Origin of the sequence: Streptomyces roseus, assembly GCF_001044425.1 — a bacterium.
Classification (GTDB): domain Bacteria; phylum Actinomycetota; class Actinomycetes; order Streptomycetales; family Streptomycetaceae; genus Streptomyces; species Streptomyces roseus.
Genome location: NZ_LFML01000008.1, coordinates 13,647 through 38,826 on the forward strand (window position 1 = coordinate 13,647; position 25,180 = coordinate 38,826).

Genomic DNA, 25,180 nt, shown 5'->3' on the forward strand with positions numbered 1-25,180 from the left:
TCCGTACCACCGTTTCCAGGGAGCTGTTGTCCATGAACCCCCAGGCCCCGGTTCGCGCCGCAGACGACGCATGGCTCACCGCGGTGTACCACCGCTTCCACGCCTGGAGTGGTGGCCGGCCCTTCTGGGCGGGCCTCTTCACTCTCATCGGGGGCGTTCCCATCGCGTACTTCCCGTACGCGGACCTCCGGCTGGGCAACGTCACCATCGCCATGGCGACGACCGCGGGCTCGGGCTCGCTGATCATCGGCGTCCTGCTGATCACGCTCGGCCTCGCCCTCTGGTTCCAGCAGGGCATCCGGGTCTTCGCGGGGGTGGCGTCCATCCTGCTCGCGCTGGTCTCCCTGCCGGTGTCCAACCTGGGCGGCTTCTTCCTCGGCTTCCTGTTCGCGCTGATCGGCGGAGCCCTCGCCCTCGCGTGGGTGCCGGGCAAGCCGGACGGTGCGGAGCCCGCGAAGGCGGAGCAGTCCACGGAGGGCCCCCTGGGGGTCCCCGGTCCCCGCGACACGGAAACGGCTTACGCGACAGACACGACTGCCCATGCCGATGGCGGGAGGAACAGTGCGGGGTGACGAGACGCAGCGGGCCGTGACCCCGAGCGCAGAGTCCCGTGAACGAAGGGGCCCGCGGCACGCCGCGCCCCGGAAGTCGCTGCTGAACAAGATCCAGATACCCGTCGGCAAGACGATGGCGCTGGCGGCCATGCCGACCGCGGTCTTCGTCGGGATGGGCATGGCGCCGAAGCTGGCGCTCGCCGACGAGGAGATCCCCTTCGCGCCCGGCCCGTGCGTGACGCGGTCCGACGCACCCGCGGAGTCGGCTTCTCCCAGCCCGTCGGTCTCCACGTCCCCCTCGCCGGGTTCCTCGCCCTCCGCGAGCCCCTCGCCGGGTGTGTCGAAGGCACCGAAGACGGCCCCGAAGCCGGATGCCGGCAAGTCGGCGGGCTCCTCCACCGCGTCGAAGCAGACGGCCCCCGCGGCCCCCGCCGGACCGGCCGCCGCGCCGTCCCCGTCCAAGACCCCGAACCCGCTGGACCCGCTGGGCATCGGCGACAAGGTCAAGGGCATCGTCGACGGCATCACCACCCCGATCCTGGGCGCGCACCCGTCGGCCACCCCGACCCCCACGCCCACGCCGACGCCGACGCCGACCAAGTCCGCGCCGACGACGAAGCCGGACCCGAAGACGGACCCCGCGCCCGACCCGAAGACGGACCCCAAGCCGGACCCGGCCGCGGACGCGATCCGCGACGCCGCGAAGAAGGCCGGGGTCGACGTCAAGGAGCTGTCCGAAGACGTCAAGGGCACCGAGAAGACCCCGAAGGACGAAACGGGCAAGGCGGACGAGACGAAGGACGCGGACGGGAAGCAACCCTTCCCCTGCCCGACGTACGACGCCAAGGCGCTGGCCGACGCCGAACTGGAGCCGGGCATCCCGCTCCTGCCGGACGAGCCCTGGTACCTGGACAGCTCGCTGCTCACCCTCTACGGCCTGGACTACCACGGCATCGTCGAGGTGAAGACGGCGGGCGGCAAGACGAAGAAGGTCCTGAAGTTCACGGCGGACTCGCTGGACATCAAGGACCTGTACCAGACGGTCGGCAAGAGCGGGAACGTCGCCCACCTGAAGTCCCGCCCGGGCTCCACCTCCAAGATCCGCGGCGGCACGGTGACGATGTACACCGAGAGCCTCAAGGGGAACCTCTTCGGCCTGATCCCGATCGAGTTCACCCCGAACAGCCCGCCGCCCCTGAACGTCCCGTTCGCCTTCTTCTCGAACGTGAAGGTCGTCCAGGCCGGCCAGTTCGGCGGCACCCTCACGGTCCCGGGCCTGCACAACTACGTCGGCCCGCCGGAGTAGGAGTCCGAGAACCGGAGACTTGCAGACATCGGAAGCCCCGCTTCTCGGAAATGAGAGGCGGGGCTTCTATTTGTCGCGAATCAACCCTTTGTCTTTACCGAAGTTAAGAATTTCATTAAAGTGATCTTGCCGCTGCCATAGGCGCGGCGCGTTGGGTGTCCAGGGGGGAAGCCCGAGTCCTCGGTGTGCCTGCGGCATGCCCGCGCTCGTGACTTTCGCTTTCCAGCATGATGCCGGCCGTCTGCTGAGCGTCGAGGTGGCGGGCTCCGGCACCCTGAGCACGACACCCGGGCACAAGTTCTTCGTCGTAGGACGCGGCTGGACTGTGGCCGCCGACCTGCGAATGGGCGACCAGCTGCGGGAACCGGACAGCTCGGTCCGCCTGGTCACCTCACTGAGCGAGCTCGGGATGCCCAGTCCGCTCAGAGTGCACGACATCACGGTCGATGGACTCCATAGCTTCTTCGTGCGTACATCGGGAGCCGGCCCACGGGACGTCCTGGTCCACAATTGCCTGAACCTCAGGCTGCATGAGGGAGACCGTGGGGCCCATACCATCAGGGACCATGTGGACCTCACACCCCAGAAGGCGGTCGCCAAGGCGAAGAAGGACCTCGAGGACCACCCGAACACCAGCCGGGGCGAGTCCTCCCTGTGGACGGACTTCGATACTGCGCAGCAGTCTGTGGACGCAGCGTTCAGGAAGTGGCACTCCTCCGAGGCGCATAGGAAGCAACTGCAGAAATGGATGCAGAAGACTCCAGTGGACTCGGACAGTGCCGCGCATTTACTGTCGATCACGGTGCGGCTGGACACCCCTGGCTCGCTCGGGAAGATCTACAAGGCCAATGGGGACGTGCGTGACGCGGGTAACACGGTGACCATCGTATTGAAGAGGTCCGCGCACAAGGGGTACATGGTCTACACCGCCTACCCGGTGGATTGACGCCGATGAGAGATGACCGGAAGCAGTTTTACATCGACTTCGGCCTCAGCGGTTTGACGAGGATAGTCGACGCCGGATGGGCTCCTGGCACGACCCTGCTGGAAATCGTGGCGGCCGCCGCGGACTGGGGTGGCGGAGCCTACGCCCCCACCCTCCTGGAGGATGCTTTGCGCGTACTGGAGTCCGGCCTCTCCCCGAGGGAGGTGGACATCCTGTGGTGCGCAGCCTCGAAGCGGTCCTACCGGCCCGAGTTCTTCGGTATCGACGGGAGGGCGTGGCTACGGCAGGTCGTGGACGTCTCCGTGGAGCGGATCCGGCAGGACGACCCGTCTTTCAGGGTCGCCCCAGCGGGAACCGCCCCGGCGGCGTCCTTCGCGGCCGACGTGCTGGCCGAGGTCGCGTCGGTTGCCGACGCACTGCGCTCCGTCGAGGGGCACCCGCACTACAGGGTGCCTGACGTGGTGCTCACGCTGGAGAAAACTGTGATGGACGTCGATCCGGATCTGGGGTTCAGGATGCTCCTGAGGGTCCTGAAGGCGTACCAGATCACGATCGGCGAAGCCCGGCTCGCGCGCTACCGGGACCTTGGCGAGAGGCTTGGTTACGACGAGTGTGTCGTCGAGGACGGGGGGATCGACGTCGGGCCGGATCCTGCGGACTGACCCGGCCCCGCCACGCACCGAGGGCGGCACTCCGGGCCCCGTGAGGGGTCCGGAGTGCCGCCCTCGGTCTCTGTGCGGCAGAGGCGCGGTGGCGTCAGGCCTGGGTCTGGCCGCCCAGGTGGTGGACGCGGACCATGTTGGTCGTGCCCGGGACGCCGGGGGGCGAGCCGGCGGTGATGACCATCGTGTCGCCGGCGTTGTGGCGGCCGAGCTTCAGCAGCTCGCCGTCGACCAGGTCGACCATCGCGTCGGTGGTGTCCACGTGCGGGACGATGTAGGACTCGACGCCCCAGCTCAGCGTGAGCTGGTTGCGGGTGTTGACGTCGGTGGTGAAGGCCAGGATCGGCTGGCTCACGCGGTAGCGCGACAGCCGGCGGGCGGTGTCACCGGACTGCGTGAAGGCGATGAGCGCCTTGCCGTCGAGGAAGTCCGCGATCTCGCAGGCCGCGCGGGCGACGGAGCCGCCCTGGGTACGGGGCTTCTTGCCCGGCACCAGCGGCTGGAGGCCCTTGGAGAGGAGCTCCTCCTCGGCCGCCGTGACGATCTTCGACATCGTCTTGACGGTCTCGATCGGGTAGGCGCCGACCGAGGACTCGGCCGACAGCATGACCGCGTCCGCGCCGTCGAGGATCGCGTTGGCGACGTCCGAGGCCTCCGCGCGCGTCGGGCGGGAGTTGGTGATCATCGACTCCATCATCTGGGTCGCGACGATCACCGGCTTCGCGTTGCGGCGGCACATCTCGATGAGCCGCTTCTGGACCATCGGGACCTTCTCGAGCGGGTACTCGACGGCCAGGTCGCCGCGGGCCACCATGACCGCGTCGAACGCGTCGACCACGGCCGCCATGTTCTCGACGGCCTGCGGCTTCTCCACCTTGGCGATGACGGGGACCCGGCGGCCCTCCTCGTCCATGACCTTGTGGACGTCCTTGACGTCGTTGGCGTCGCGGACGAAGGACAGGGCGACCATGTCGCAGCCCATCCGCAGGGCGAAGCGGAGGTCGTCGACGTCCTTCTCCGACAGTGCGGGGACGTTGACGGCGGCACCCGGAAGGTTGATGCCCTTGTGGTCCGAGATGACACCGCCCTCGACGACGATGGTCTTGACCCGCGGGCCCTCGACCCCGGTCACCCGGAGCTCGACGTTCCCGTCGTTGATCAGGATCTGGTCGCCCTTGGAGACGTCGCCCGGCAGGCCCTTGTAGGTGGTGCCGCAGATGGACTTGTCGCCCGGGACGTCCTCGGTGGTGATGGTGAACTCGTCACCGCGCACCAGCTCGACGGGGCCCTCGGCGAAGGTCTCCAGACGGATCTTGGGGCCCTGGAGGTCGGCGAGGACGCCGACCGCGCGCCCGGTGTCCTCGGAGACCTTCCGGACGCGGTCGTACCGCTCCTGGTGTTCTGCCTGGGATCCGTGGCTGAAGTTGAATCGGGCCACGTTCATGCCTGCCTCGATGAGAGCTTTCAGCTGCTCATACGAGTCGACGGCGGGGCCCAGCGTGCAGACGATTTTGGAACGGCGCATGAAGCGGATCCTATCCGTTTGTTTCGTAGCGGAATATTCCGTCTGGTGGAAAGTCCAAGTGACTAACGGGTAACCAAGGCGTACGCCTGGGTGGCGATCTCCAGTTCCTCATCCGTCGGAACCACGGCCACCGCCACCCGCGCGTAATCCGGCGACACCAGCCGCGGCAGCGAAGAGCGCACGGCGTTGGCCTCCAGGTCCAGTGCGAGCCCCAGCTCCGCGAGGCCGTCGACGGCAGCTTCCCGGACCTGGTGCGCGTTCTCGCCGACCCCCGCCGTGAACGCCACCGCGTCCACCCGGCCGAGCACCGCCGAGTAGGCGCCGATGTACTTCTTCAGGCGGTGGACGTACGCCGCGAAGGCGAGCCGCGCCGACTCCTCGCCCTCGCCCGCCCGCCGCAGCACCTCGCGCATGTCGTTGTCGCCGCACAGGCCCAGCAGACCGCTCTTCTTGTTCAGGAGCGAATCGATCTCATCCACCGAGAAGCCGCCCACCCGCGCCAGGTGGAGGACGACCGCCGGATCCAGGTCGCCCGAACGGGTACCCATGACCAGACCCTCCAGCGGGGTCAGCCCCATCGACGTCTCCTCGCACACCCCGCCGCGGACTGCCGAGGCCGAGGCCCCGTTGCCCAGGTGCAGCACGATCACGTTCACGTCCTCCACCGGCCGGCCGAGCAGCGCGGCCGTCGCCCGCGACACGTAGGCGTGGGAGGTGCCGTGGAACCCGTACCGCCGGATGGCGTACTTCTCCGCCGTCGCGGCGTCGATCGCGTACCGGGCCACGTGCTCCGGCATCGTCGAGTGGAAGGCCGTGTCGAAGACCGCCACCTGAGGGATGTCCGGGCGCAGCGAGCGGGCCACCTCGATGCCCGTCACGTTCGCCGGGTTGTGCAGCGGGGCGAGCGGGATCAGGTTCCGGATCTCCGCCAGCACCTCGTCGTCGATCACCGCCGGCTGCGTGAACCGGGTCCCGCCGTGCACCACCCGGTGCCCGACGGCCGCCAGTTCGGGGGAGTCCAGGCCCAGCCCGTCGGCGGCGAGCTCCGCAGCGACGGCCCGGAGCGCGGTGGCGTGGTCCGCGATCGCGCCGGGCCGCTCGCGCTTTCCGCCGCCCGCGCCCGGACCGGTCAGCGGCTCGTGCACCAGGCGCGAGCCCTCCTCCCCGATCCGTTCCACCAGGCCGACGGCCAGGCGGGTGGAGTCCGCCATGTCGAGCAGCTGGTACTTCACCGACGAGGAGCCGGAGTTGAGGACGAGTACGCGTGATGCGGTGGTCACGATGGGCGTCTTTCCTTCGGGGGCTGGGGTGGCCGGGGCGGTACGGGGGGTCAGGCGGTCGGCGGCTGCGCGGGCCGGACGCCCCGCGTGCCCTGCGAGCCCTGCGCCTGGATGGCGGTGATCGCCACGGTGGTGACGATGTCCTGCACCAGCGCGCCGCGCGAGAGGTCGTTGACCGGCTTGCGCAGGCCCTGGAGCACCGGGCCGACCGCGACGGCGCCCGCCGAGCGCTGCACGGCCTTGTACGTGTTGTTGCCCGTGTTGAGGTCGGGGAAGATCAGCACGCTCGCGCGGCCGGCCACCTCCGACCCGGGCAGCTTGGTCGCGGCGACCGAGGGCTCGACGGCGGCGTCGTACTGGATCGGCCCCTCGATCAGCAGATCGGGACGCCGGTCGCGGACGATCCCGGTGGCCTTGCGGACCTTGTCCACGTCCACGCCGGTGCCCGAGGTGCCCGTCGAGTACGAGAGCATCGCGATCCTCGGTTCCACCCCGAAGGCGGCCGCGGTCGCCGCCGACTGCACGGCGATGTCGGCGAGCTGCTCGGCGCCCGGGTCCGGGTTGACCGCGCAGTCCCCGTAGACGAGCACCCGGTCGGCCAGGCACATGAAGAAGACCGAGGAGACGATCGAGGCCTCGGGCTTCGTCTTGATGATCTCGAACGCGGGCCGGATGGTCGCGGCGGTGGAGTGCACCGAGCCCGAGACCATGCCGTCGGCGAACCCCTCCTGGACCATCAGGGTGCCGAAGTAGTTGACGTCGGTGACCACGTCCAGCGCCAGCTCCACGGTCATGCCCTTGTGGGCGCGGGCCCGGGCGTAGTACTCGGCGAACCGTTCCCGCAGCGGGGAGGCCGCCGGGTCGATGAGCTGGGCGCCGGAGATGTCGATGCCCAGGTCGGCCGCCTTCTTCAGGATCGCCTGCTCCTCGCCCAGCAGGGTCAGGTCACAGACCCCGCGGCGCAGCACCACGTCGGCGGCGCGCAGCACGCGCTCCTCCGTGCCCTCGGGGAGCACCACGCGGCGGCGCTCGGAGCGGGCCCGCTCCAGCAGCTCGTGCTCGAACATCATCGGCGTGACCCGCTCGGAGCGGGCCACCGACAGCAGGTCGCGCAGCTCGGCGGTGTCCACGTGCCGCTCGAACAGGCCGAGGGCGGTCTCCAGCTTGCGGGGGGTCGCGGAGTTCAAGCGGCTCTGCAGCGAGAACAGTTCGGCGGCGGTCGGGAAGCTGTTGCCGGCCACCGAGACCACGGGGGTCCCCGGCGCCAGCTTCGAGGCCAGGGTCAGGATGTCCGGGCCCGGACGCTCGTTCAGGGTCAGCAGCACGCCGGCGATCGGCGGGGTTCCCGAGGCGTGCGCGGCCAGCGCCCCGATGACCAGGTCGGCGCGGTCCCCGGGGGTGACCACCAGGCAGCCGGGCGTCAGGGCGCCCAGGAAGTTCGGCAGCATGGCGCCGCCGAAGACGAAGTCCACCGCGTCGCGGGCCAGTCCGGCCTCGTCCCCGAGGAGCACCTCGCCGCCGAGCGCCCGGGTGATCTGGGCGACGGTCGGGGCGGAGAGCGACTTGTCGTCCGGCAGCACGTAGCAGGGCACGGGCAGCCGGGCGGCCAGCCGCTCGGCTATCCCGTCCCGGTCCTCGGCGACCACCCGGTTGACCACCATCGCGACGACGTGGCAGCCGAGGCTCTGGTACGCGCGGAAGGCGCTCTGGGCCTCGGCGCGCACCGACTCCGCGGGGTGCCTGGTGCCGCCGACGACGGGCACCACGACGGCCCCCAGTTCGTTGGCGAGGCGGGCGTTGAGCGCCAGCTCGTCGGGGAGGTTCGTGTCGGCGTAGTCGGTGCCGAGGACGAGCATGACCTCGTAGTCGCGGGCCACCCGGTGGTAGCGGTCCACCAGCTGGGACACCAGCTCGTCGATGCCCTTCTCGGCCAGGATGGCGGAGGCCTCGTGGTACTCCATGCCGTAGGCCGCCCGCGGGTCCTGCTCGATCCGGTAGCGGGCCTTCAGGAGGTCGAAGAGCCGGTCCGGTGCGTCGTGGAGCAACGGCCGGTAGACGCCGACCCGCGCCGTCTGGCGGGTCAGCAGCTCCATGATCCCCAGCTCGACGACCTGGCGGCCGTCGCCCCGCTCGATACCGGTCACGTACACGCTGCGCGTCACGCGTGGTCTCCGTCTCATCGTGTGGATGCCGTGAATGCCGTACATGCAGTGGATGCAGTGGCTTTTTCCCCGTTAGGGTGGGCCTGACCTCTTGACAATACCTTGGCGGCCAAGTACAGCGCCCGCCGGGAAAGGCCCGTTCCGGGGGGTCGAAGGGCCTGGTGGGTGGAGCGCCGCGGACAGCGCCGGACCCCCGGCCCGTGGAACAATCGGACAGGCCCCACCCTGACGAACACGACGCCTTTCAGATGTACGGCTGTCCGCCCGCACGCGTACGGCCCGGTACGACCAGGAGCAGGAGACACAGCACGATGCGTATCGGAGTTCTCACCGCAGGCGGCGACTGCCCGGGCCTGAACGCTGTCATCCGTTCGGTCGTGCACCGCGCCGTGGTCGGACACGGGGACGAGGTCATCGGCTTCGAGGACGGCTTCAAGGGCCTCCTGGACGGGCACCACCGCCCCCTCGACATCAACGCCGTCAGCGGCATCCTCGCCCGCGGCGGCACCATCCTCGGCTCGGCCCGCATGGAGCGCGCGCGGCTGCACGAAGCCGCCGAGAACGCCCAGGAGTTGGCGCTGCGCTACGGCATCGACGCCCTGATCCCGATCGGCGGCGAGGGCACCCTCACGGCCGCCCGGATGCTGTCGGACGCCGGGATGCCGGTCGTCGGCGTGCCGAAGACCATCGACAACGACATCTCCTCCACCGACCGCACCTTCGGCTTCGACACCGCCGTCATGGTCGCCACCGAGGCCATCGACCGCCTCAAGACCACCGCCGAATCGCACCAGCGCGTGATGGTCGTCGAGGTCATGGGCCGGCACGCGGGTTGGATCGCCCTGGAGTCCGGCATGGCCGGCGGGGCGCACGGGATCTGCCTGCCGGAGCGCCGCTTCGAGGTGGACGCCCTGGTGAAGATGGTGGAGGAACGATTCTCCCGAGGGAAGAAGTTCGCCGTCATCTGCGTCGCCGAGGGCGCGCACCCGGCCGAGGGCTCCATGCCGTACGAGAAGGGCGCCATCGACCAGTACGGCCACGAGCGCTTCGCCGGCATCGGCAACCGCCTGGCCGTCGAGCTGGAGCACCGCCTCGGCAAGGAGGCCCGCCCGGTCATCCTCGGCCACGTCCAGCGCGGCGGCGTCCCCACCGCCTACGACCGCGTCCTGGCGACCCGCTTCGGCTGGCACGCGGTGGAGGCCGTCCACCGCGGCGACTTCGGCAACATGACCGCCCTGCGCGGCACCGACATCGTGATGGCCCCGCTGGCCCAGGCCGTCACCGAACTGAAGACGGTCCCGGAGGACCGCATGTACGAGGCCGAGTCGGTCTTCTGACCCACCCCGGGGCCGCGCCTGACGTCACATTCACTGCCGGCCGGACGTCCTACCCCGCCGGGACCTGCGCCCGCCCCGGCGGGACCTGCGTCCTGAACCGCGGAGCCGAACGGCCTCCGGTCCCCGCTGCCCCGTCGCGCCCCGCAGATCCGCGCTCCGGGGCCTTCTGCCGCGCCCGTACCCGGCGGATATGATTTTCGCCCCGGGGGTCCGGGGTGGGGGGCCGAGCCGTGTGGACGGACCGGGCCGTTGTGTCCGGCCCCGTCATCCGTTCCCACCGCTCGATGGAAGGCGCCCGTCTCCCGTGGCCATCCGCTCTGCCGCCCCGACAACCGAGCCCGTCGACATCCGGGCGCAGCGCCCGGCCGGGGACGGCGCCGGCAGCGGGAGGCGGTGGCCCGTCCTCGGCGCGGCCGTGGCGCTGTCCTGGGCGCTGCCGCTCCTGCTCCACACGCTCTCCCTCGACGTGGTGCTCCTCCCCGTCCTGGTGCTCGCCATCGCCTCCCTGATCCGCGTCGGCGGGGGGCTCCTCGACCGCCTGGTGGTCGCGGTCTTCCTGCTCTGCGGGGCGGTGATGGCCTTCGGCCTGCTCTTCTCCGTCTGGCCGTGGGGCCTGGCACCCGTCCCCGGAACGGGCCTCCTGCTGAGCGTCCTGTCCGTCACCGGCTGGCTCGCCGGCCGCAGGCCCCGGATCCCGCTGCGCCTGCGCGGCTCGGACGCTCTCGTACTCGGCACGGTGGCCGTGGTCTGGCGGTACTTCCACCACCCGCTGGCCGGCAAGTCGACTGCCGACCGGCTGGCGTACTTCGCCACGTCCGAGGACCGGATGGGCCACTTCTCGTACTTCGACGGCATCCACCACCTCGGCGGCTACGCCTTCCTCCACCAGGAGGCCGCCAAGGCGTACATGATGACCCCGTCCGAGGCGGTCTACCCGCAGGGCTACCACTTCCTGCTGGCCTGGACCGACGTCCTGGTCAAGTCCTCGACCGACGGCGGCTCCGGCCTCGACATGACGCACCGCTACCTCCTGTACGTCCTGGCGGGCTACGCCCTGCTCTGCGGGACGCTCGTCTGGGCCGCCCGCTGGATCGGCGGCCCGCGCCTGCGGGGCTGGCGCACGGCGGCGGTCTGCGCGACCGTGGCCGCGGTGATGATGTCCGGCTCGATGGCGCAACTGGTCGCGTGGGGCTTCGACTCCGAGACCTTCGGACTGCTCTTCCTCGCCGTCGCGCTGGCACTGCTCGTGCGGCCGGCGATGGCCCGCGCCGAGTTCGTCCTCGTCGCAGTGGCGGCCCTGGTCTGCGTGACCTTCGTCTACAACCTCTACGGCGTCCTCGTCGGCCTCACCGTGGTCGCCGTCCTGGTCGTCCACCGGAGGCGCTTCGCCCCGCACCGCCGCCTGGTCATCGGTGCGCTGGCGGCCGGCACCCTGATCGCGGGACTGCCCAGTGCCCTCTCGGTCCTCGCCGAGCTGGACGTCTCGAAGACGTCCAACCTCGCCGGACCGATGGTCATCCCCGACCGTCCCGTGTTCATCGGCTGCGGACTGCTCGCCCTGGCGGCCGCGTCCCTGCCGCCGAACCGCAGGACGGGCACGGGGCAGATGGTCCTGGCCCTCGTCCTCGGTGCCACCGCGGTGATCGGCCTCTTCGGCGCCTGGCAGAAGCACACCATCGGCTACTACTCGTACTACTTCGAGAAGCTGACCGCCGCCGGGCTCGTGATCGCCCTGGTCTCGCTGGGCGTGGTCGGGCTGATGCTCCAGCCCGCCGCGCGCACGACGGGCTCTGCGCTGCGCCGCAGGGCCGGCCTGCTGCTGCGGTCCGGCATCGCGACGGCCGCCGCGCTCGCACTCTTCGGCCACGTCCAATGGGGCGTGCCGTCCGGGTGGGGTCACCCTTCGGCCTGGTACGACAGCCAGATGGTCAAGTGGGCCCGGGGCGAGCACGAGAACGACATCGGCCCGGCGGCCAAGACGCTGGCCGGGCGCGATATGAAGGGTGTCGACTCTCCCGTGATCGCCCTCTACGGGGACGACAGCTACCTGAACCTGCGGGCGACGTTCCTCGCGCAGCTCCTCTCCCACCGGGCGGGCGCGATGGTCGGGCTCTACGAGGTGTACCACGTCAAGATCGGCGGCCCGGCCGCCGTCGACGAGAAGGAGTACCAGGCGTCGCTGGGCCGGCTGAAGGGTGCGATCGCGTCGTGCCCGACCCCGCCGACCGTCCTGGTCGGAGACCGGAGGGCGGCCGACCGGCTCAGGCAGGACCTCGGCCGCGCGGGCAGCGCCGCGACCGTGGTGTTCGCGCCGCTGAAGTAGGCGCGGCCCGGTTCACGTCACTGGCGGGGGCCGGTGGCGTAGGACCAGAAGTGGGCCACGATGTCGGTCAGGAACTGGCGGCCCGCGTCGCCCGTGCCGGCCTCGCCCGCGGCGCCGCCCCAGCTCAACGTGGCCACCATCTTCGACTGGTAGTCCCCGTGGAGCCGTTCCAGGACCGGCTCCAGGTGCTGCTTCGGCACGGGCAGCAGCTTGGCCAGCGGCTTCACGTACGCCTGCCAGCGCGTGGTCACCGCGTTGCGCAGCAGCTCGGCGAGCTCGTCCTGTTTGCCGGTCGCCGCCACGAACTGGGCCAGCGACAGCCCGAGCACCTGCGCCAGGGCCACGGACTGCCGCTCGTTGCCCTTCCAGCGTCCGGTGTCCTCCATCTTCTGGTAGGCGGCCGTCTCCAGCCCGATCCGCCGGGACAGCTCGTCCGCGGCCATGCCGCGGGCCATCCGGTGCTCCCGCAGGGTCACCGGTTCGGCGAGCAGTTCGCCGGGGGCGCACCACAGGACACCGGCCAGCGCCGTGAGCTCGGCGGAACTCGGGGATATCTCGCCGCGCTCCCAGGCCATCACGGTCTCGGGCTCGACGATCAGTCCGTACTGGGCGCGCAGGCCATAGGCGACATGACCGGGAGCCATGCCCAGGGCTGCGCGGAGGCGGCGCGCGGCGGGGGCATTGAAGGGAGGGCTGGAGTGCACAGGGCACACCGTAGGAGTGCCCAAGGGGTGGCGACTACAGACCGTTCAAACAAGCCCGGAAACCGTAGGAACGTCCTAGGGAGTTCCCCTCCGGATGCGAGCTTCGCGGCGACTGTCCGGTAATCCGGACAGCACGAGATCCACTTCTCAGCGTACGGTCCCGGCCGACCGCGCGAAACCCCTGTGCACGATGTTCACCGATCTCCCGCACCCCCTCCTGAACCGGCGTCCCGCCCGGCTGAACCGGCGCCCCGCCCGGCGCGTGATCCAGGTGGGAGCCCTCGCCCACGGGGGTGGCGAGGGCCCCGTCCCGCACCCCGGCCCCGTCCCGCACCCCGGCCCCGTCCCGCACCCGGCGCCGCCCCGCACCCCGGCCCCGCCCCCGCTCCTTGCCTTGACGTCGGCGTCAAGGATTACGGTCGGGGCATGCGCATCGGCGAACTGGCGGAGCGGGCCGGGACCAGCACGCGGACCCTGCGGTACTACGAGTCGCGCGGACTGCTGCCCGCGCGGCGCGCCGGCAACGGCTACCGCACGTACGACGAGGACGACCTGCGGCTGCTGCGCCAGATCCGCATGCTCCAGGACTTCGGCTTCGAGCTGGAGGAGACCCGCCCGTTCGTCGACTGCCTGCGCGCCGGCCATCCCGCCGGGGACTCCTGTCCCGCCTCCCTGGCCGTCTACCGGCGCAAGCTGGCCGAACTCGACGGGCTGATCGGCCAGCTGGCCGACGTACGGGAGCAGGTCGCGCGGCAGCTCGCCGCCGCCGAGGACGCCGCCGGGGAGGCGGCGTCGCCACGCTGTGAAATGACCGGACCGCAGGAGAGGGGAACCACATGATCCACGCCCAGGGTGTCGCCGAGGTGACCGACCAGGACTTCGAGGCGCAGGTGCTCGCCGAGCGGGGGCGGCCCGTCCTCGTGGAGTTCACCGCCGACTGGTGCGGCCCGTGCCGGCAGCTCGCGCCCGTACTGTCCGCCATCGCCGCCGAGGAGGCCGAGCGCCTCAAGGTCGTGCAGATCGACGCGGACCGCAACCCCGCCACCGTCGTGCGGTACGGGGTGCTGTCCATGCCGACCCTGCTCGTCTTCCGCGACGGCGAGCCCGTCAAGCAGATGGTCGGGGCCCGCGCCAAGCGCAAGCTCCTTCAGGAGCTCGAAGAGGTCACCGGCGCGGCCGCCACGGGCCGCGCCGCCACCACAGCCGCCGTCACGGCCTGAACCAGAGCGTCGCCAGCGGCGGAAGCGTCATCCGCAGACTCGCCGGGCGGCCCTGCGCGGCCACGCGCTCGGGCCGCAGTGGCTGAAGGTGGCGCACCCCGCTGCCGCCGTACTGCTCCAGGTCCGTGTTGAGGACCTCCCGCCACCACGGCACCTCCTGCGGCACGCCGATCCGGTACGCGTGCCGCACCACCGGCGAGAAGTTCGACACGCACAGCAGCGGCGAGCCGTCCTGCGCGTACCGCAGGAACGCGAAGACGTTGTCCTCCGCCGCGTCCGCCTCCACCCACGCGAAGCCCTCCGGCACGGTGTCCCGCTCCCACAGGGCGGGCGCCGCCGTGTACGTGCGGTTCAGATCGCGCACCAGGTCGCGCACCCCGCGGTGGTCGGCGGCCGCCGTGTAGGAGGAGTCCAGGAGCCACCAGTCCGGCCCGTGCGCCTCCGACCACTCCGAACCCTGCGCGAACTCCTGCCCCATGAAGAGCAGCTGCTTGCCGGGATGGGCCCACATGAAGCCCAGGTACGCACGGTGTATGGCCCGCTGCTGCCACCAGTCCCCGGGGATCTTCGACACCAGCGAGCCCTTGCCGTGCACCACCTCGTCGTGCGAGATCGGCAGCACGTAGTTCTCGCTGTACGCGTAGATCATCCCGAACGTCATGTCGTGGTGGTGGTACTTGCGGTGCACCGGGTCCTTGGTGGCGTAGCGCAGGGTGTCGTGCATCCAGCCCATGTTCCACTTCAGCCCGAAGCCGAGCCCGCCCCCGTCCGTCGGCCGGGTCACGCCTGCCCAGGCCGTGGACTCCTCCGCGATCGTCACCACGCCCGGACAGCGCCGGTACACCGTCGCGTTCATCTCCTGGAGGAAGCCGACCGCGTCCAGGTTCTCCCGGCCCCCGTGCTCGTTGGGCGTCCACTCGCCCTCACGGCGCGAGTAGTCGAGGTAGAGCATCGAGGCCACGGCGTCCACGCGCAGGCCGTCCACGTGGAACTCCTCGCACCAGTACACGGCGTTCGCGACGAGGAAGTTGCGGACCTCCTTGCGGCCGTAGTCGAACTCCAGCGTGCCCCAGTCCGGGTGCGCGGCCCGCCGCGGGTCGTGGTGCTCGTACAGGGGCCGCCCGTCGAACTCCGCGAGCGCCCACTCGTCGCGCGGGAAGTGCGCGGGCACCCAGTCGACGATCACCCCGATCCCGGCCTGGTGCAGGGCGTCCACGAGGAACCGAAAGTCGTCCGGACCGCCCATCCGCGAGGTCGGCGCGTAGAACCCGGTGACCTGGTAGCCCCACGACCCCCCGAAGGGGTGCTCGGCGACCGGCATCAGCTCCACGTGCGTGAAGCCCAGCTCCTGGACGTACGGGGGCAGCTGCTCGGCCAGCTGCCGGTACGAGAGCCCCGGCCGCCAGGAGGCCAGGTGCAGCTCGTACACCGAGAACGGGGCCTGGTGCACCGGCCGGTCCCCGCGCCGCGCCATCCACTGCGCGTCCTGCCACTCGTAGTGCGAGGCGGTGACGACCGAGGCGGTGGCCGGCGGGACCTCCGCCGCGCGGGCCATCGGGTCCGCGCGCAGGGTGTGGCTGCCGTCGGGCCGCGTGATGTCGTACTTGTACAGCGCGCCCTCGCCCACCCCCGGCAGGAACAGCTCCCACACGCCGCTCGACCCCAGCGAGCGCATGGGGTGGGCGACCGAGTCCCAGTACGAGAAGTCCCCGGTGACCCGGACCCCCTGGGCGTTCGGCGCCCACACGGTGAACCGGGTGCCGGCCACGCCCTGGTGCTCCATCGGCCGGGCCCCGAGCGCGTTCCACAGCTCCTCGTGCCGGCCCTCGCCGATCAGGTGCAGGTCCAGCTCGCCGAGGGCGGGCAGGAACCGGTACGGGTCGTGCACCTCGATCTCGTCGCTGTCGTACGCGACCAGCAGCCGGTAGTCCGGTACCCCGCCCAGCGGCAGCAGCCCCGAGAACAGCCCGTCGCCGTCGTCGTGGAGCGCGGCCCGCAGCCCCTTCGCGACGACCGTGACCGACTTGGCGTAGGGCCGCAGCACGCGGAAGACCACTCCGTCCCGGCGCGTCCGGGCGCCCAGCACCCCGTGGGGATCGTGGTGGCGGCCCTCCAGCAGCCGGGCCCGTTCCTCGGCGCCGAGCGCGGGCGCCGGCCGTACCCCGTGCGCGGGAGCCCTCCGGGCGCGCGGTGCCGTGGCCTTGCGCGGCGCCGGGTCGGCCGGAGCCGGGGCCGGCTCCGGAGCCGGGGCCGGGGAAACGGGCGGGGTGGTCGACGGTGACTGACGGGCGGGGCTCACGTGTGCGGCCTCCTAGGCGGCTGCGGGCGGGGGTGGGGAGAGAGGGAGGGGAAGCCTTCGCCGGGGGCGGGACCGGCCCCCGGGGAGGCGGTGCCCGGCTGCGCCCGGCCGAATCCCCGGTCCGAACCGGCGGCGAGCCTGCGGATGGCCGCCATGGGGACGTGCAGCCAGTCGGGGCGGTGCCGGGACTCGTATCGCGCCTCGTACACCGCCTTGTCGGTCTCGTAGGCGCGCAGCAGGACGCGGTCCTCGCGGGGGTCCCGGCCAGTCGTGCGGGCGTACCCCTCGCAGAACGCGGTCCGGCAGGCGTCCGCCCAGGCGGGCGCGAACGGGCGGTGGGAGCGGGCCGCGTAGTCGAACGAGCGCAGCATGCCGGCGATGTCGCGGACGGCGGGTTCGGGGCGGCGCCGGTCGGCCAGCGGCCGGGCCGGCTCGCCCTCGAAGTCGATCAGCGCCCAGATCCCGTCGGCGGTGCGCAGGGTCTGGCCCAGGTGCAGGTCCCCGTGGATCCGCTGGGCGGGTACCCCGGCCCCGCGGGAGGCGGCCAGCGCGTCGAAGGCCCCGCGCAGTCCCGCCTCGTAGGGCCGCAGCGCGGGCACCTCGCGGGCGGTGGCCGCCAGCCGGGCCGTCATCCCGGAGGCGAGCCGGGCGGTCTGCTCCGGGCCCAGCGCGACGGTGGGCAGGGCGGCGGCCAGGGCGCTGTGCACCTCGGCGGTGGCCCGGCCCAGCGCGTGCGCCTCGGCGGTGAAGTCGTCCCCCGAGCGCAGCCGGCCGAGGGCGAGCTGCCAGCCGTCGTCGGAGCCGCGCAGGTAGGGCTGGAGCACGCCCAGGGTCAACGGTTCTCCACCCGCGAGCACCGCCTCGTACCAGGCGACCGGCGCCGGGACGCGGGCGCATCCGGCGGCCGCCAGCGCTCTGGGCAGTTCCAGGTCCGGGTTGACGCCGGGGCCGACCCGGCGGAACACCTTGAGGATGTACGAATCCCCGTAGATCAGCGAGGAGTTGGTCTGCTCCCCCGACAGCGGCCGGGGGGTGAGCGCCGCCGGGATCAGCGCCATCGGATCGCGGTCGAAGCGCAGCGGCCCGAGGGTGCCGGGAGCGCGCAACCGTTCCAGCAGCAGCGCCGCCAGCCTCGGATCGCCCAGCCCCTCGTAGACGCACTGGCCGGCGTACGGGCCCTGCTCGGGCCGTCCGATCAGCGCGGGCGCCAGGGCCGGCGGCAGGGCGGGGCGCACGCCGAGCAGCAGCTGGTAGCAGTCGCCGTCGACGTCCAGGAGCAGGTGGACGAGGCCTGGGGAGGACCCCGGTGGCAAGAGATCGGCCGCCGAGATCATCCGGAGCCGGCCGATGCGCCGTCCTTTGCCGGCGAACCAGCGCTGGAGCGGCAGCCAGTCCCGGAGCATCGGCTCCAGTGGACTGAGTCCGGTCGTGCTCGTCGTCCCGGCGGATGCAGCCTCCGACATGGCGTCGCGTCCTTTCCCCGGGCCGTCACAGAATGCGGAGAGTGTCCCGGATCGCGTCAGTTGCTTCTCCGGTGGTGCACGAGTGTCGGGTCAGGATGATCCGTACAGGGGCGGGCGATTGACCCATTCGCGCGCCCACCCCGTACTCGGCGGCTACTCGCCCAGCAGGCGGAACCAGTAGAAGCCGTGCCCCGCGAGCGTGAGCAGGTACGGCCATTCGCCGATCGGCGGGAAGCGCACGTCACCCGTGAGCTCCACCGGGACCCGCCCGTTGAACGACCGGAGATCCAGCTCGGTGGGCTGCGCGAAACGCGAGAAGTTGTGCACGCACAGCACCAGGTCGTCCCCGTACTCGCGCAGGAAGGCCAGTACCGCCGGGTTGGACGAAGGCAGTTCGGTGTACGAGCCGAGGCCGAAGGCCGGGTTCGCCTTGCGTACCTCGATCAGTCTGCGGGTCCAGTGCAGCAGCGACGAGGGCGATGCCATCGCGGCCTCGACGTTGGTGACCTGGTACCCGTGGACCGGGTCCATGATGACCGGCAGGTTGAGCCTGCCCGGATCGCACGAGGAGAAACCGGCGTTGCGGTCCGGGGTCCACTGCATCGGGGTGCGGACCCCGTCGCGGTCGCCGAGCCAGATGTTGTCGCCCATGCCGATCTCGTCGCCGTAGTAGAGCACCGGCGAGCCGGGCAGCGACAGCAGCAGGGCAGTGAACAGCTCCATCTGGTTGCGGTCGTTGTCGAGGAGCGGGGCGAGCCGGCGCCGGATGCCGATGTTGGCCCGCATCCGCGGGTCCTTGGCGTACTCGGCGTACATGTAGTCGCGCTCTTCGTCGGTGACCATTTCGAGGGTGAGCTCGTCGTGGTTGCGCAGGAAGATGCCCCACTGGCAGCGGTCCGGGATCGCCGGGGTCTTGGCCAGGATTTCGGAGACGGGGTAGCGCGACTCTCTTCGCACGGCCATGAAGATGCGCGGCATGACGGGGAAGTGGAAGGCCATGTGGCATTCGTCCCCGCCCTTGGCGAAGTCCCCGAAGTAGTCGACGACGTCCTCGGGCCACTGGTTGGCCTCGGCGAGCAGCACCGTGTCGGGGTAGTGCGCGTCGATCTCGGCCCTGACCCGCTTGAGCAGCTGGTGGGTGCGCGGCAGGTTCTCGCAGTTGGTGCCCTCCTCGGCGTAGAGGTAGGGCACGGCGTCGAGCCGGAAACCGTCGATGCCGAGGTCCAGCCAGAAGCGCAGCGCCGAGATGATCTCCTCCACGACGGCCGGGTTCTCGTAGTTGAGGTCCGGCTGGTGCGAGAAGAAGCGGTGCCAGTAGTACTGCTTGCGGACCGGGTCGTAGGTCCAGTTGGAGGTCTCGGTGTCGATGAAGATGATGCGGGCGTCCTGGTACTGCTTGTCGTTGTCGGCCCACATGTAGTAGTCGCCGTACGGACCGTCCGGGTCCTTGCGGGACTGCTGGAACCACTCGTGCTGGTCGCTCGTGTGGTTCATGACGAAGTCGATGATCACCCGCATGCCGCGCTGGTGCGCGGCGTCCACGAACTCCACGAAGTCGGCGAGGTCGCCGAACTCGGGCAGCACGGACGTGTAGTCCGCGACGTCGTAGCCCCCGTCGCGGAGCGGCGAGGCGAAGAACGGCGGCAGCCAGAGGCAGTCGACGCCCAGCCACTGCAGGTAGTCGAGCTTGGCGGTGAGCCCCTTCAGGTCCCCTACGCCGTCACCGTTGCTGTCGTGGAAGGACCGTACGAGCACCTCGTAGAAGACCGCACGCTTGAACCAGTCGGGGTCGCGGTCCTTCGCGGGGGTGTCCTCGAACGTGTCGTGGACGGGATCGTTGATCATCATGTGGTGGGTGACCCTCCGGTGGGCGGGGACGGTCGCAGAGCCGTCAGTACGTGCGCGGGCGTGCGGCCCGGCTCCAGACGTACGTAGTTGGCGCTGCCCCAGTGGTAGGTCTCGCCGGTGAGCTCGTCGCGCACCGCGAGGGACCCGTGCCAGTCGAGGCCGAGTGCCGGCATGTCCAACGAGACCGTCGCCTCCTGGGTGTGGTGCGGATCGAGGTTGACGACCACCAGTACGGAATTGGCGCCCGCGTGCTTCGAATAGGCGATCACCTGTTCGTTGTCGGTCGTGTGGAAGTGGAGGTCGCGCAGCTGCTGGAGCGCCGGGTTGCGGCGGCGCAGCCGGTTCAGCGAGGTGATCAGCGGGGCGATCGTGCGGCCCTCGCGGTCGGCGGCCGCCCAGTCGCGCGGCCGGAACTCGTACTTCTCGGAGTTCAGGTACTCCTCGCTGCCCTCCCGGACCGGGGTGTTCTCGCACAGCTCGTAGCCGGCGTAGACGCCCCAGGTGGGGGAGAGGGTGGCGGCGAGGACGGCGCGCACCTCGAAGGCCGGCCGGCCGCCGTGCTGGAGGTACGCGTGGAGGATGTCGGGCGTGTTGACGAAGAGATTCGGCCGCATGACGGAGGCCGAACGGGTGTCCGTGAGCTCGGTCAGGTATTCGGTCAGCTCGGCCTTCGTGTTGCGCCAGGTGAAGTACGTGTAGGACTGCTGGAAGCCGATCGCGGCGAGCGCGCGCATCATGGCGGGCCGGGTGAAGGCCTCCGCCAGGAAGATCACGTCGGGGTCGGACTTGTTGATGTCCGCGATCACCTTCTCCCAGAAGACGACCGGCTTGGTGTGCGGATTGTCCACCCGGAAGATCCGGACCCCGTGGTCCATCCAGTACCGCAGGATGCGGACCGTCTCCCGGACGAGCCCGGCCATGTCGGTGTCGAAGTGGATCGGGTAGATGTCCTGGTACTTCTTCGGCGGGTTCTCGGCGTACGCGATCGTCCCGTCGGCCCGGTGGCGGAACCACTCGGGGTGCTTCTCCACCCAGGGGTGGTCCGGGGAGCACTGGAGCGCGAAGTCGAGCGCGACCTCCATGCGCAGCTCGCGGGCGCGGGCGACGAAGGCGTCGAAGTCCTCGATGGTGCCGAGGTCGGGGTGGACGGCGTCGTGGCCGCCTTCGGTGGATCCGATGGCCCACGGCACCCCCGGATCCCAACTGCCTGCGGAGAGCGTGTTGTTCGGTCCCTTGCGGTACGTGCTCCCGATGGGGTGGATGGGGGGCAGGTACACCACGTCGAAGCCCATCGAGGCGATGGCCGGCAGCCGCTCGGCGGCGGTGCGCAGCGTTCCGCTGACGGGTTCCGCGCCGGGCTCGACGACGGCGCCCTCGGAGCGGGGGAACATCTCGTACCAGGAGCCGAAGAGGGCCCGCTTGCGCTCCACGACCAGCGGCAGGGCCTTGGAGGCGGTGACCAGCTCCCGGTACGGGCGCCGGGCGAGGGCCTCCTGCACCGGGGCCGCGAGGGCGGCGGAGTACCGCAGCTCCACGGGGCGGTCCTCGTCGCGCATGGCCTCGGCGGCGGCCAGGACGTGCGCGCGGCCGTCCTTCTTGGGGATGCGGGAGCCGGCCCGCTCGTAGAGCTCGGCGCCTTCGAGCAGGGTGAGCCCGGGGTCGATGCCGGCCGGGATCTTGATGGCGGCGTGGGCCTGCCAGGTGCCGACCGGGTCGCTCCACGCCTCGACGGTGTACGTCCACCTCCCCTCGGTGTCGGCGCAGACCCGGGCGCCCCAGCGGTCGGTACCGGGCGCCAGCTCCCGCATCGGCACGGGGGGCCGAAGCCGCCCGCTGGGGTCGCGGAGCACGACATGGGCGGCGACGGCGTCGTGGCCTTCGCGGAAAACGGTGGCGGAGATCTCGAAGACCTCCTCCACGACCGCCTTGGCGGGTCTGGCGCCGCAGTCGACGGCAGGGCGGACGTCCAGAACGGGAATACGACCGATCATGATGGGATCACCTGGGGGCAGTTCGCAGGGCTCGGTGACAACAGTCCAGCCGGGACACCGGCTGGTCGTGCACGCTCTGTTCGCTCTGTTTCTAGCCGCTCGGAAGACGGCTGGGCTGCGGGCATGGCCGCTCCTGTCCGCGTTCACTCGGGTGGCGGGAGAGGTGGTGGGGCGGGGTGCCGTGCGGGTACGCGGGGAGCCCTGCCCACTCTCGCCCCGCTCAATCAGTGCGCTCGGTTAACTACTCGTACGTAGTCGCGCGGCCCGTACCAAGGTGTTGGCCGACATCCGCCGAGGCTCAGTCAAGTCGGTTGGGACTAACGGATGTACGTCCTGACGACCCTTGTCCCACAGGCATCACGATCCTCACCCGTGACCGGTGATTTGGGAGCGTGAGGGCGGTATATCCGGAGTGACGAATCCCTTCTGAGGAGGGGTCAGAGGACCCTTCCGTGTGTCTTCCACGTGACGTTCCCGCCGTCGGAATGTCCTGAATCCACCTCCCTTTTTTCGGAGGGAACCCTCCTGCCGCGTGCCACTCGTACGGGGTGCTCGCTCACCGCCCGCCCGTCACCCTTCCCGGCGTTCCGGGCGGGCCGGGCCCTTCGGCCCCCGCTGCGGACGGCCGCCGCCCGGGCGCGCCGGCCTCCACCGCGAACGGCTGGGCCGGCATCCACCGCGAAGAGCCGCACCGGGCCCCGGACCACCCGATCGGCCGCACCCCCGCGCGCGGCGGGGGGTCCGGTGCACGAGGCGCTGTGGCAGGCGGGGCCCCGGTGAAGCTAGCCTTCCCGGGGTGATGCGCGGACGCACAGCGTGGTGCGTCCGCTTCGATCCGCAATCGCCTGCGAAGGTAGAACGTGTGAAGGCTATCCGTCGATTCACCGTGCGCCCCGTCCTCCCGGAACCATTGCTTCCGCTTGCCGATCTCGCGCGAAATCTGCGCTGGTCGTGGCATACCGAGACCCGTGAACTCTTCCAATCCGTCGACCCAGAGGGCTGGCAGGCCGCCGGCGGCGATCCCGTCCGGCTGCTCGGCGCGGTCTCCGGACCCCGGCTGGAGGAACTGGCCTCAGACCGGCGGTTCCTGCGCCGCCTCGCCGTCGTCGCCGCCGACCTCGACGACTACGTCCACGGCGGGAGGTGGTACCAGAGTCACGAGGACCATGCCGAGCTGCCCGCCGGGATCGCCTACTTCTCACCCGAGTTCGGGATCACCGCCGCCCTGCCGCAGTACTCCGGCGGCCTCGGCATCCTGGCCGGGGACCACCTCAAGGCCGCCAGCGACCTCGGCGTCCCGCTCATCGGCGTGGGACTGCTGTACCGCCACGGCTACTTCCGCCAGTCCCTCTCCCGGGACGGCTGGCAGCAGGAGCACTATCCCGTCCTCGACCCCAACGAACTGCCCGTCTCCCTGCTGCGCGACGGCGAGGGGGCACCGGCCCGGGTGAGCCTGAGCCTGCCGGGCGGCCGCGCCCTGCACGCGCACATCTGGCAGGCCCGCGTCGGCCGCGTACCGCTGCTGCTCCTCGACTCCGACGTCGAGGACAACGACGCCGGCGCCCGCGAGGTGACCGACCGGCTCTACGGCGGCGGCAGCGACCACCGCCTCCTCCAGGAGATGCTGCTCGGCATCGGCGGCGTGCGCGCGGTGCGCGCGTACTGCGGGATCACCGGGCACCCCGACCCCGAGGTGTTCCACACCAACGAGGGGCACGCCGGCTTCCTCGGGCTCGAACGCATAAGGGAACTGGAAGGGGAGCAGGGGCTCGGCTTCGAGGCCGCCGTCGAGGCGGTGCGCGCCGGGACGGTGTTCACGACGCACACGCCGGTGCCCGCCGGCATCGACCGCTTCGACCGGTCCCTGGTCGCCCGGCACTTCGGGCCCGGCGCGGAGCTGGCCGCCCTGCCGGTCGACCGGATCCTGGAACTGGGCGCCGAGTCCTATCCCGGCGGCGACCCCGGGGTCTTCAACATGGCGGTGATGGGGCTGCGCCTGGCCCAGCGGGCCAACGGGGTCTCGACCCTGCACGGCGCCGTCAGCCGCGGCATGTTCGCCGGCCTGTGGCCGGGCTTCGACCCGGCCGACGTGCCGATCACCTCCGTGACCAACGGCGTGCACGCCCCGACCTGGGTGGCCCCCGAGGTGGTCCGCCTGGGCGCGCGCCAGATCGGCGCCGGGCGCACCGAGGACGCGCTGTCGGTGGGAGGATCCCAGCGCTGGGACGCGGTCGCCGACATCGGCGACCAGGACATCTGGGACCTGCGGAGGGTGTTGCGCGAGCAGCTGGTGCAGGAGGTGCGCGACCGGCTGCGGGCCTCCTGGCTCCAGCGCGGGGCCGCGGAGGCCGAACTCGGCTGGGTGGACTCCGTTCTCGACCCGGACGTGCTCACCATCGGCTTCGCCCGGCGCGTGCCCTCGTACAAGCGGCTCACGCTGATGTTGCGCGACCCCGAGCGGCTGCGCGCGCTGCTGCTCGACCCGGACCGGCCCGTGCAGATCGTCGTCGCGGGCAAGGCCCACCCGGCCGACGACGGGGGCAAGCGGCTGGTCCAGGAGCTGGTGCGCTTCTCCGACGATCCGCGGGTGCGCCACCGGATCGTCTTCCTGCCCGACTACGGCATGGCCATGGCGCAGAAGCTCTACCCGGGCTGCGACGTCTGGCTGAACAACCCGCTGCGGCCGCTGGAGGCCTGCGGGACCAGCGGGATGAAGGCGGCGCTCAACGGCTGCCTCAACCTGTCCGTGCTGGACGGCTGGTGGGACGAATGGTTCGAACCGGACTTCGGCTGGGCCATTCCCACGGCCGACGGGCTCGGCACGGACGAGGACCGGCGCGACGACCTGGAGGCCGGAGCCCTCTACGAGTTGATCGAGGACCGGGTCGCCCCCCGGTTCTACGACCGGGCGGGCCGCAGCGGGCTGCCGGTGCGGTGGATCGAGATGGTCCGTCGCACCCTCGTCTCGCTGGGGCCCAAGGTGCTCGCGGGCCGCATGGTGCGCGAGTACGTGGAGCGGCTGTACGCCCCGGCCGCCCGCGCCCACCGGGCCCTCACCGCGGACGCGGCGCGGGACCTGGCCTGGTGGAAGGGGCGGGTCCGGGCGGCCTGGCCGCGGGTCACCGTCGAGCACGTGGAGGCTCTGGCGGCGGCCCCGGTGGGCGGTACGGCCGAGCTCGGGGCCACCCTCACCCTGCGGGTGCGCGTCGCGCTGGACGCCCTCACGCCCGAGGACGTGGAGGTCCAGGCCGTCGCCGGGCGGGTGGATCCGCAGGACGTGATCCAGGGCGGGCGCTCCTTCCCGCTCAAGCCCACCGCCGGGCCCGACCTGGAGGGGCGCTGGATGTACGAGGGCCCGCTCGCCCTCGACCGTACGGGGCCCTACGGCTACACCGTACGGATCCTGCCCGCGCACCCGATGCTGGCGACCCCGGCCGAACTGGGGCTGGTCGCGGCCCCGGTGGAGACCGACGCGGCCGGTGACGCGGGCGCGGGCGGCGGCGTGCTGCTGCGCTAGCGGCGGCCGGGGCCTTCGGGGCTCCGGCCGGGAGCCTTCGGGG

The 25,180-nt window shown here is 71.3% G+C and carries 17 protein-coding genes; 9 read left to right on the forward strand and 8 right to left on the reverse strand.

Annotation, left to right across the window (positions count from 1 at the left end; all coding sequences use genetic code 11):
- The first annotated feature begins 32 nt into the window (after positions 1-32).
- From ACS04_RS01910 to ACS04_RS01925, 4 genes are all read left to right on the forward strand, one after another.
- A complete protein-coding gene (locus ACS04_RS01910; protein WP_048474693.1) occupies positions 33-572 on the forward strand; it encodes a DUF6114 domain-containing protein in 540 nt (179 codons plus the stop codon).
- A complete protein-coding gene (locus tag ACS04_RS01915) occupies positions 562-1,860 on the forward strand; it encodes a hypothetical protein (protein WP_048474694.1) in 1,299 nt (432 codons plus the stop codon). The genes ACS04_RS01910 and ACS04_RS01915 overlap by 11 nt, the downstream gene beginning before the upstream one ends.
- Positions 1,861-2,056: 196 nt before the next feature.
- A complete protein-coding gene (locus ACS04_RS01920; protein ID WP_048474695.1) occupies positions 2,057-2,806 on the forward strand; it encodes an RNase A-like domain-containing protein in 750 nt (249 codons plus the stop codon).
- Positions 2,807-2,811: 5 nt separating this feature from the next.
- The gene (locus ACS04_RS01925; protein WP_048474696.1) at positions 2,812-3,468 is read left to right on the forward strand and encodes a hypothetical protein; all 657 of its coding nucleotides are present in this window, start codon (positions 2,812-2,814) and stop codon (positions 3,466-3,468) included.
- Positions 3,469-3,562: 94 nt separating this feature from the next.
- Here ACS04_RS01925 and pyk read toward each other — a convergent pair whose 3' ends face one another.
- From pyk to pta, 3 genes are all read right to left on the reverse strand, one after another.
- A complete protein-coding gene (gene pyk / locus ACS04_RS01930; protein ID WP_048474697.1) occupies positions 3,563-4,993 on the reverse strand; it encodes a pyruvate kinase in 1,431 nt (476 codons plus the stop codon).
- A 62-nt stretch (positions 4,994-5,055) separates the two neighbouring features.
- Positions 5,056-6,273 carry an acetate kinase gene (locus tag ACS04_RS01935; RefSeq protein WP_048474698.1) on the reverse strand — a complete coding sequence of 406 codons (1,218 nt, stop codon included), beginning with the start codon at positions 6,271-6,273 and terminating at the stop codon, positions 5,056-5,058.
- Between the two features lie 50 nt (positions 6,274-6,323).
- Positions 6,324-8,435, reverse strand: a complete 2,112-nt coding sequence (gene pta, locus ACS04_RS01940) for a phosphate acetyltransferase (protein WP_048474699.1) — start codon at positions 8,433-8,435, stop codon at positions 6,324-6,326.
- 311 nt (positions 8,436-8,746) lie between these two features.
- Here pta and ACS04_RS01945 point away from each other — a divergent pair, with 311 nt between their 5' ends.
- Both ACS04_RS01945 and ACS04_RS01950 read left to right on the forward strand, forming a co-directional pair.
- Positions 8,747-9,772: an ATP-dependent 6-phosphofructokinase gene (locus ACS04_RS01945; protein ID WP_048474700.1), complete on the forward strand. Its 1,026-nt coding sequence runs from the start codon at positions 8,747-8,749 to the stop codon at positions 9,770-9,772.
- Between the two features lie 304 nt (positions 9,773-10,076).
- A complete protein-coding gene (locus ACS04_RS01950; protein WP_048474701.1) occupies positions 10,077-12,095 on the forward strand; it encodes a hypothetical protein in 2,019 nt (672 codons plus the stop codon).
- 17 nt (positions 12,096-12,112) lie between these two features.
- Here ACS04_RS01950 and ACS04_RS01955 read toward each other — a convergent pair whose 3' ends face one another.
- Positions 12,113-12,799: a helix-turn-helix domain-containing protein gene (locus ACS04_RS01955; RefSeq protein ID WP_398023065.1), complete on the reverse strand. Its 687-nt coding sequence runs from the start codon at positions 12,797-12,799 to the stop codon at positions 12,113-12,115.
- 426 nt (positions 12,800-13,225) lie between these two features.
- Between ACS04_RS01955 and ACS04_RS01960 the strand changes: the two genes are divergently transcribed.
- A complete protein-coding gene (locus tag ACS04_RS01960) occupies positions 13,226-13,639 on the forward strand; it encodes a MerR family transcriptional regulator (protein ID WP_048474703.1) in 414 nt (137 codons plus the stop codon).
- On the forward strand, positions 13,636-14,019 hold the full coding sequence (trxA, locus tag ACS04_RS01965; protein WP_048474704.1) for a thioredoxin: 384 nt from the start codon (positions 13,636-13,638) through the stop codon (positions 14,017-14,019). Before ACS04_RS01960 ends, trxA begins: the two co-directional genes overlap by 4 nt.
- Here the strand turns inward: trxA and glgB are convergent.
- The 4 genes from glgB to ACS04_RS01985 form a co-directional block, all read right to left on the reverse strand.
- Positions 14,009-16,318 (reverse strand): 1,4-alpha-glucan branching enzyme, encoded by a 2,310-nt coding sequence (gene glgB / locus ACS04_RS01970; RefSeq protein ID WP_078864353.1) that lies wholly within the window; start codon positions 16,316-16,318, stop codon positions 14,009-14,011. The two genes, trxA and glgB, sit on opposite strands and share 11 nt — an antisense overlap.
- Positions 16,315-17,781, reverse strand: coding sequence for a maltokinase N-terminal cap-like domain-containing protein (locus tag ACS04_RS01975; RefSeq protein ID WP_048474705.1), 1,467 nt, complete (start codon positions 17,779-17,781; stop codon positions 16,315-16,317). The genes glgB and ACS04_RS01975 overlap by 4 nt, the downstream gene beginning before the upstream one ends.
- Positions 17,782-17,934: 153 nt before the next feature.
- Complete coding sequence (gene treS, locus ACS04_RS01980) at positions 17,935-19,629, reverse strand: maltose alpha-D-glucosyltransferase (protein WP_048474706.1); 1,695 nt, start codon at positions 19,627-19,629, stop codon at positions 17,935-17,937.
- Positions 19,626-21,620, reverse strand: a complete 1,995-nt coding sequence (locus tag ACS04_RS01985; RefSeq protein ID WP_048474707.1) for an alpha-1,4-glucan--maltose-1-phosphate maltosyltransferase — start codon at positions 21,618-21,620, stop codon at positions 19,626-19,628. The genes treS and ACS04_RS01985 overlap by 4 nt, the downstream gene beginning before the upstream one ends.
- A gap of 862 nt (positions 21,621-22,482) precedes the next feature.
- Here ACS04_RS01985 and glgP point away from each other — a divergent pair.
- A complete protein-coding gene (glgP, locus tag ACS04_RS01990) occupies positions 22,483-25,137 on the forward strand; it encodes an alpha-glucan family phosphorylase (RefSeq protein ID WP_048474708.1) in 2,655 nt (884 codons plus the stop codon).
- Positions 25,138-25,180: the final 43 nt, after the last annotated feature.

Bases quoted from the DNA above. Each gene is read 5' to 3' on its own strand.
- ACS04_RS01910 (WP_048474693.1), top strand. From the start codon at position 33: ATGAACCCCCAGGCCCCGGTTCGCGCCGCAGACGACGCATGGCTCACC.
- ACS04_RS01920 (WP_048474695.1), top strand. From the start codon at position 2,057: ATGCCCGCGCTCGTGACTTTCGCTTTCCAGCATGATGCCGGCCGTCTG.
- ACS04_RS01925 (WP_048474696.1), top strand. From the start codon at position 2,812: ATGAGAGATGACCGGAAGCAGTTTTACATCGACTTCGGCCTCAGCGGT.
- pyk (WP_048474697.1), bottom strand. From the start codon at position 4,993: ATGCGCCGTTCCAAAATCGTCTGCACGCTGGGCCCCGCCGTCGACTCG.
- ACS04_RS01945 (WP_048474700.1), top strand. From the start codon at position 8,747: ATGCGTATCGGAGTTCTCACCGCAGGCGGCGACTGCCCGGGCCTGAAC.
- ACS04_RS01960 (WP_048474703.1), top strand. From the start codon at position 13,226: ATGCGCATCGGCGAACTGGCGGAGCGGGCCGGGACCAGCACGCGGACC.
- trxA (WP_048474704.1), top strand. From the start codon at position 13,636: ATGATCCACGCCCAGGGTGTCGCCGAGGTGACCGACCAGGACTTCGAG.
- ACS04_RS01975 (WP_048474705.1), bottom strand. From the start codon at position 17,781: ATGTCGGAGGCTGCATCCGCCGGGACGACGAGCACGACCGGACTCAGT.
- treS (WP_048474706.1), bottom strand. From the start codon at position 19,629: ATGATGATCAACGATCCCGTCCACGACACGTTCGAGGACACCCCCGCG.
- ACS04_RS01985 (WP_048474707.1), bottom strand. From the start codon at position 21,620: ATGATCGGTCGTATTCCCGTTCTGGACGTCCGCCCTGCCGTCGACTGC.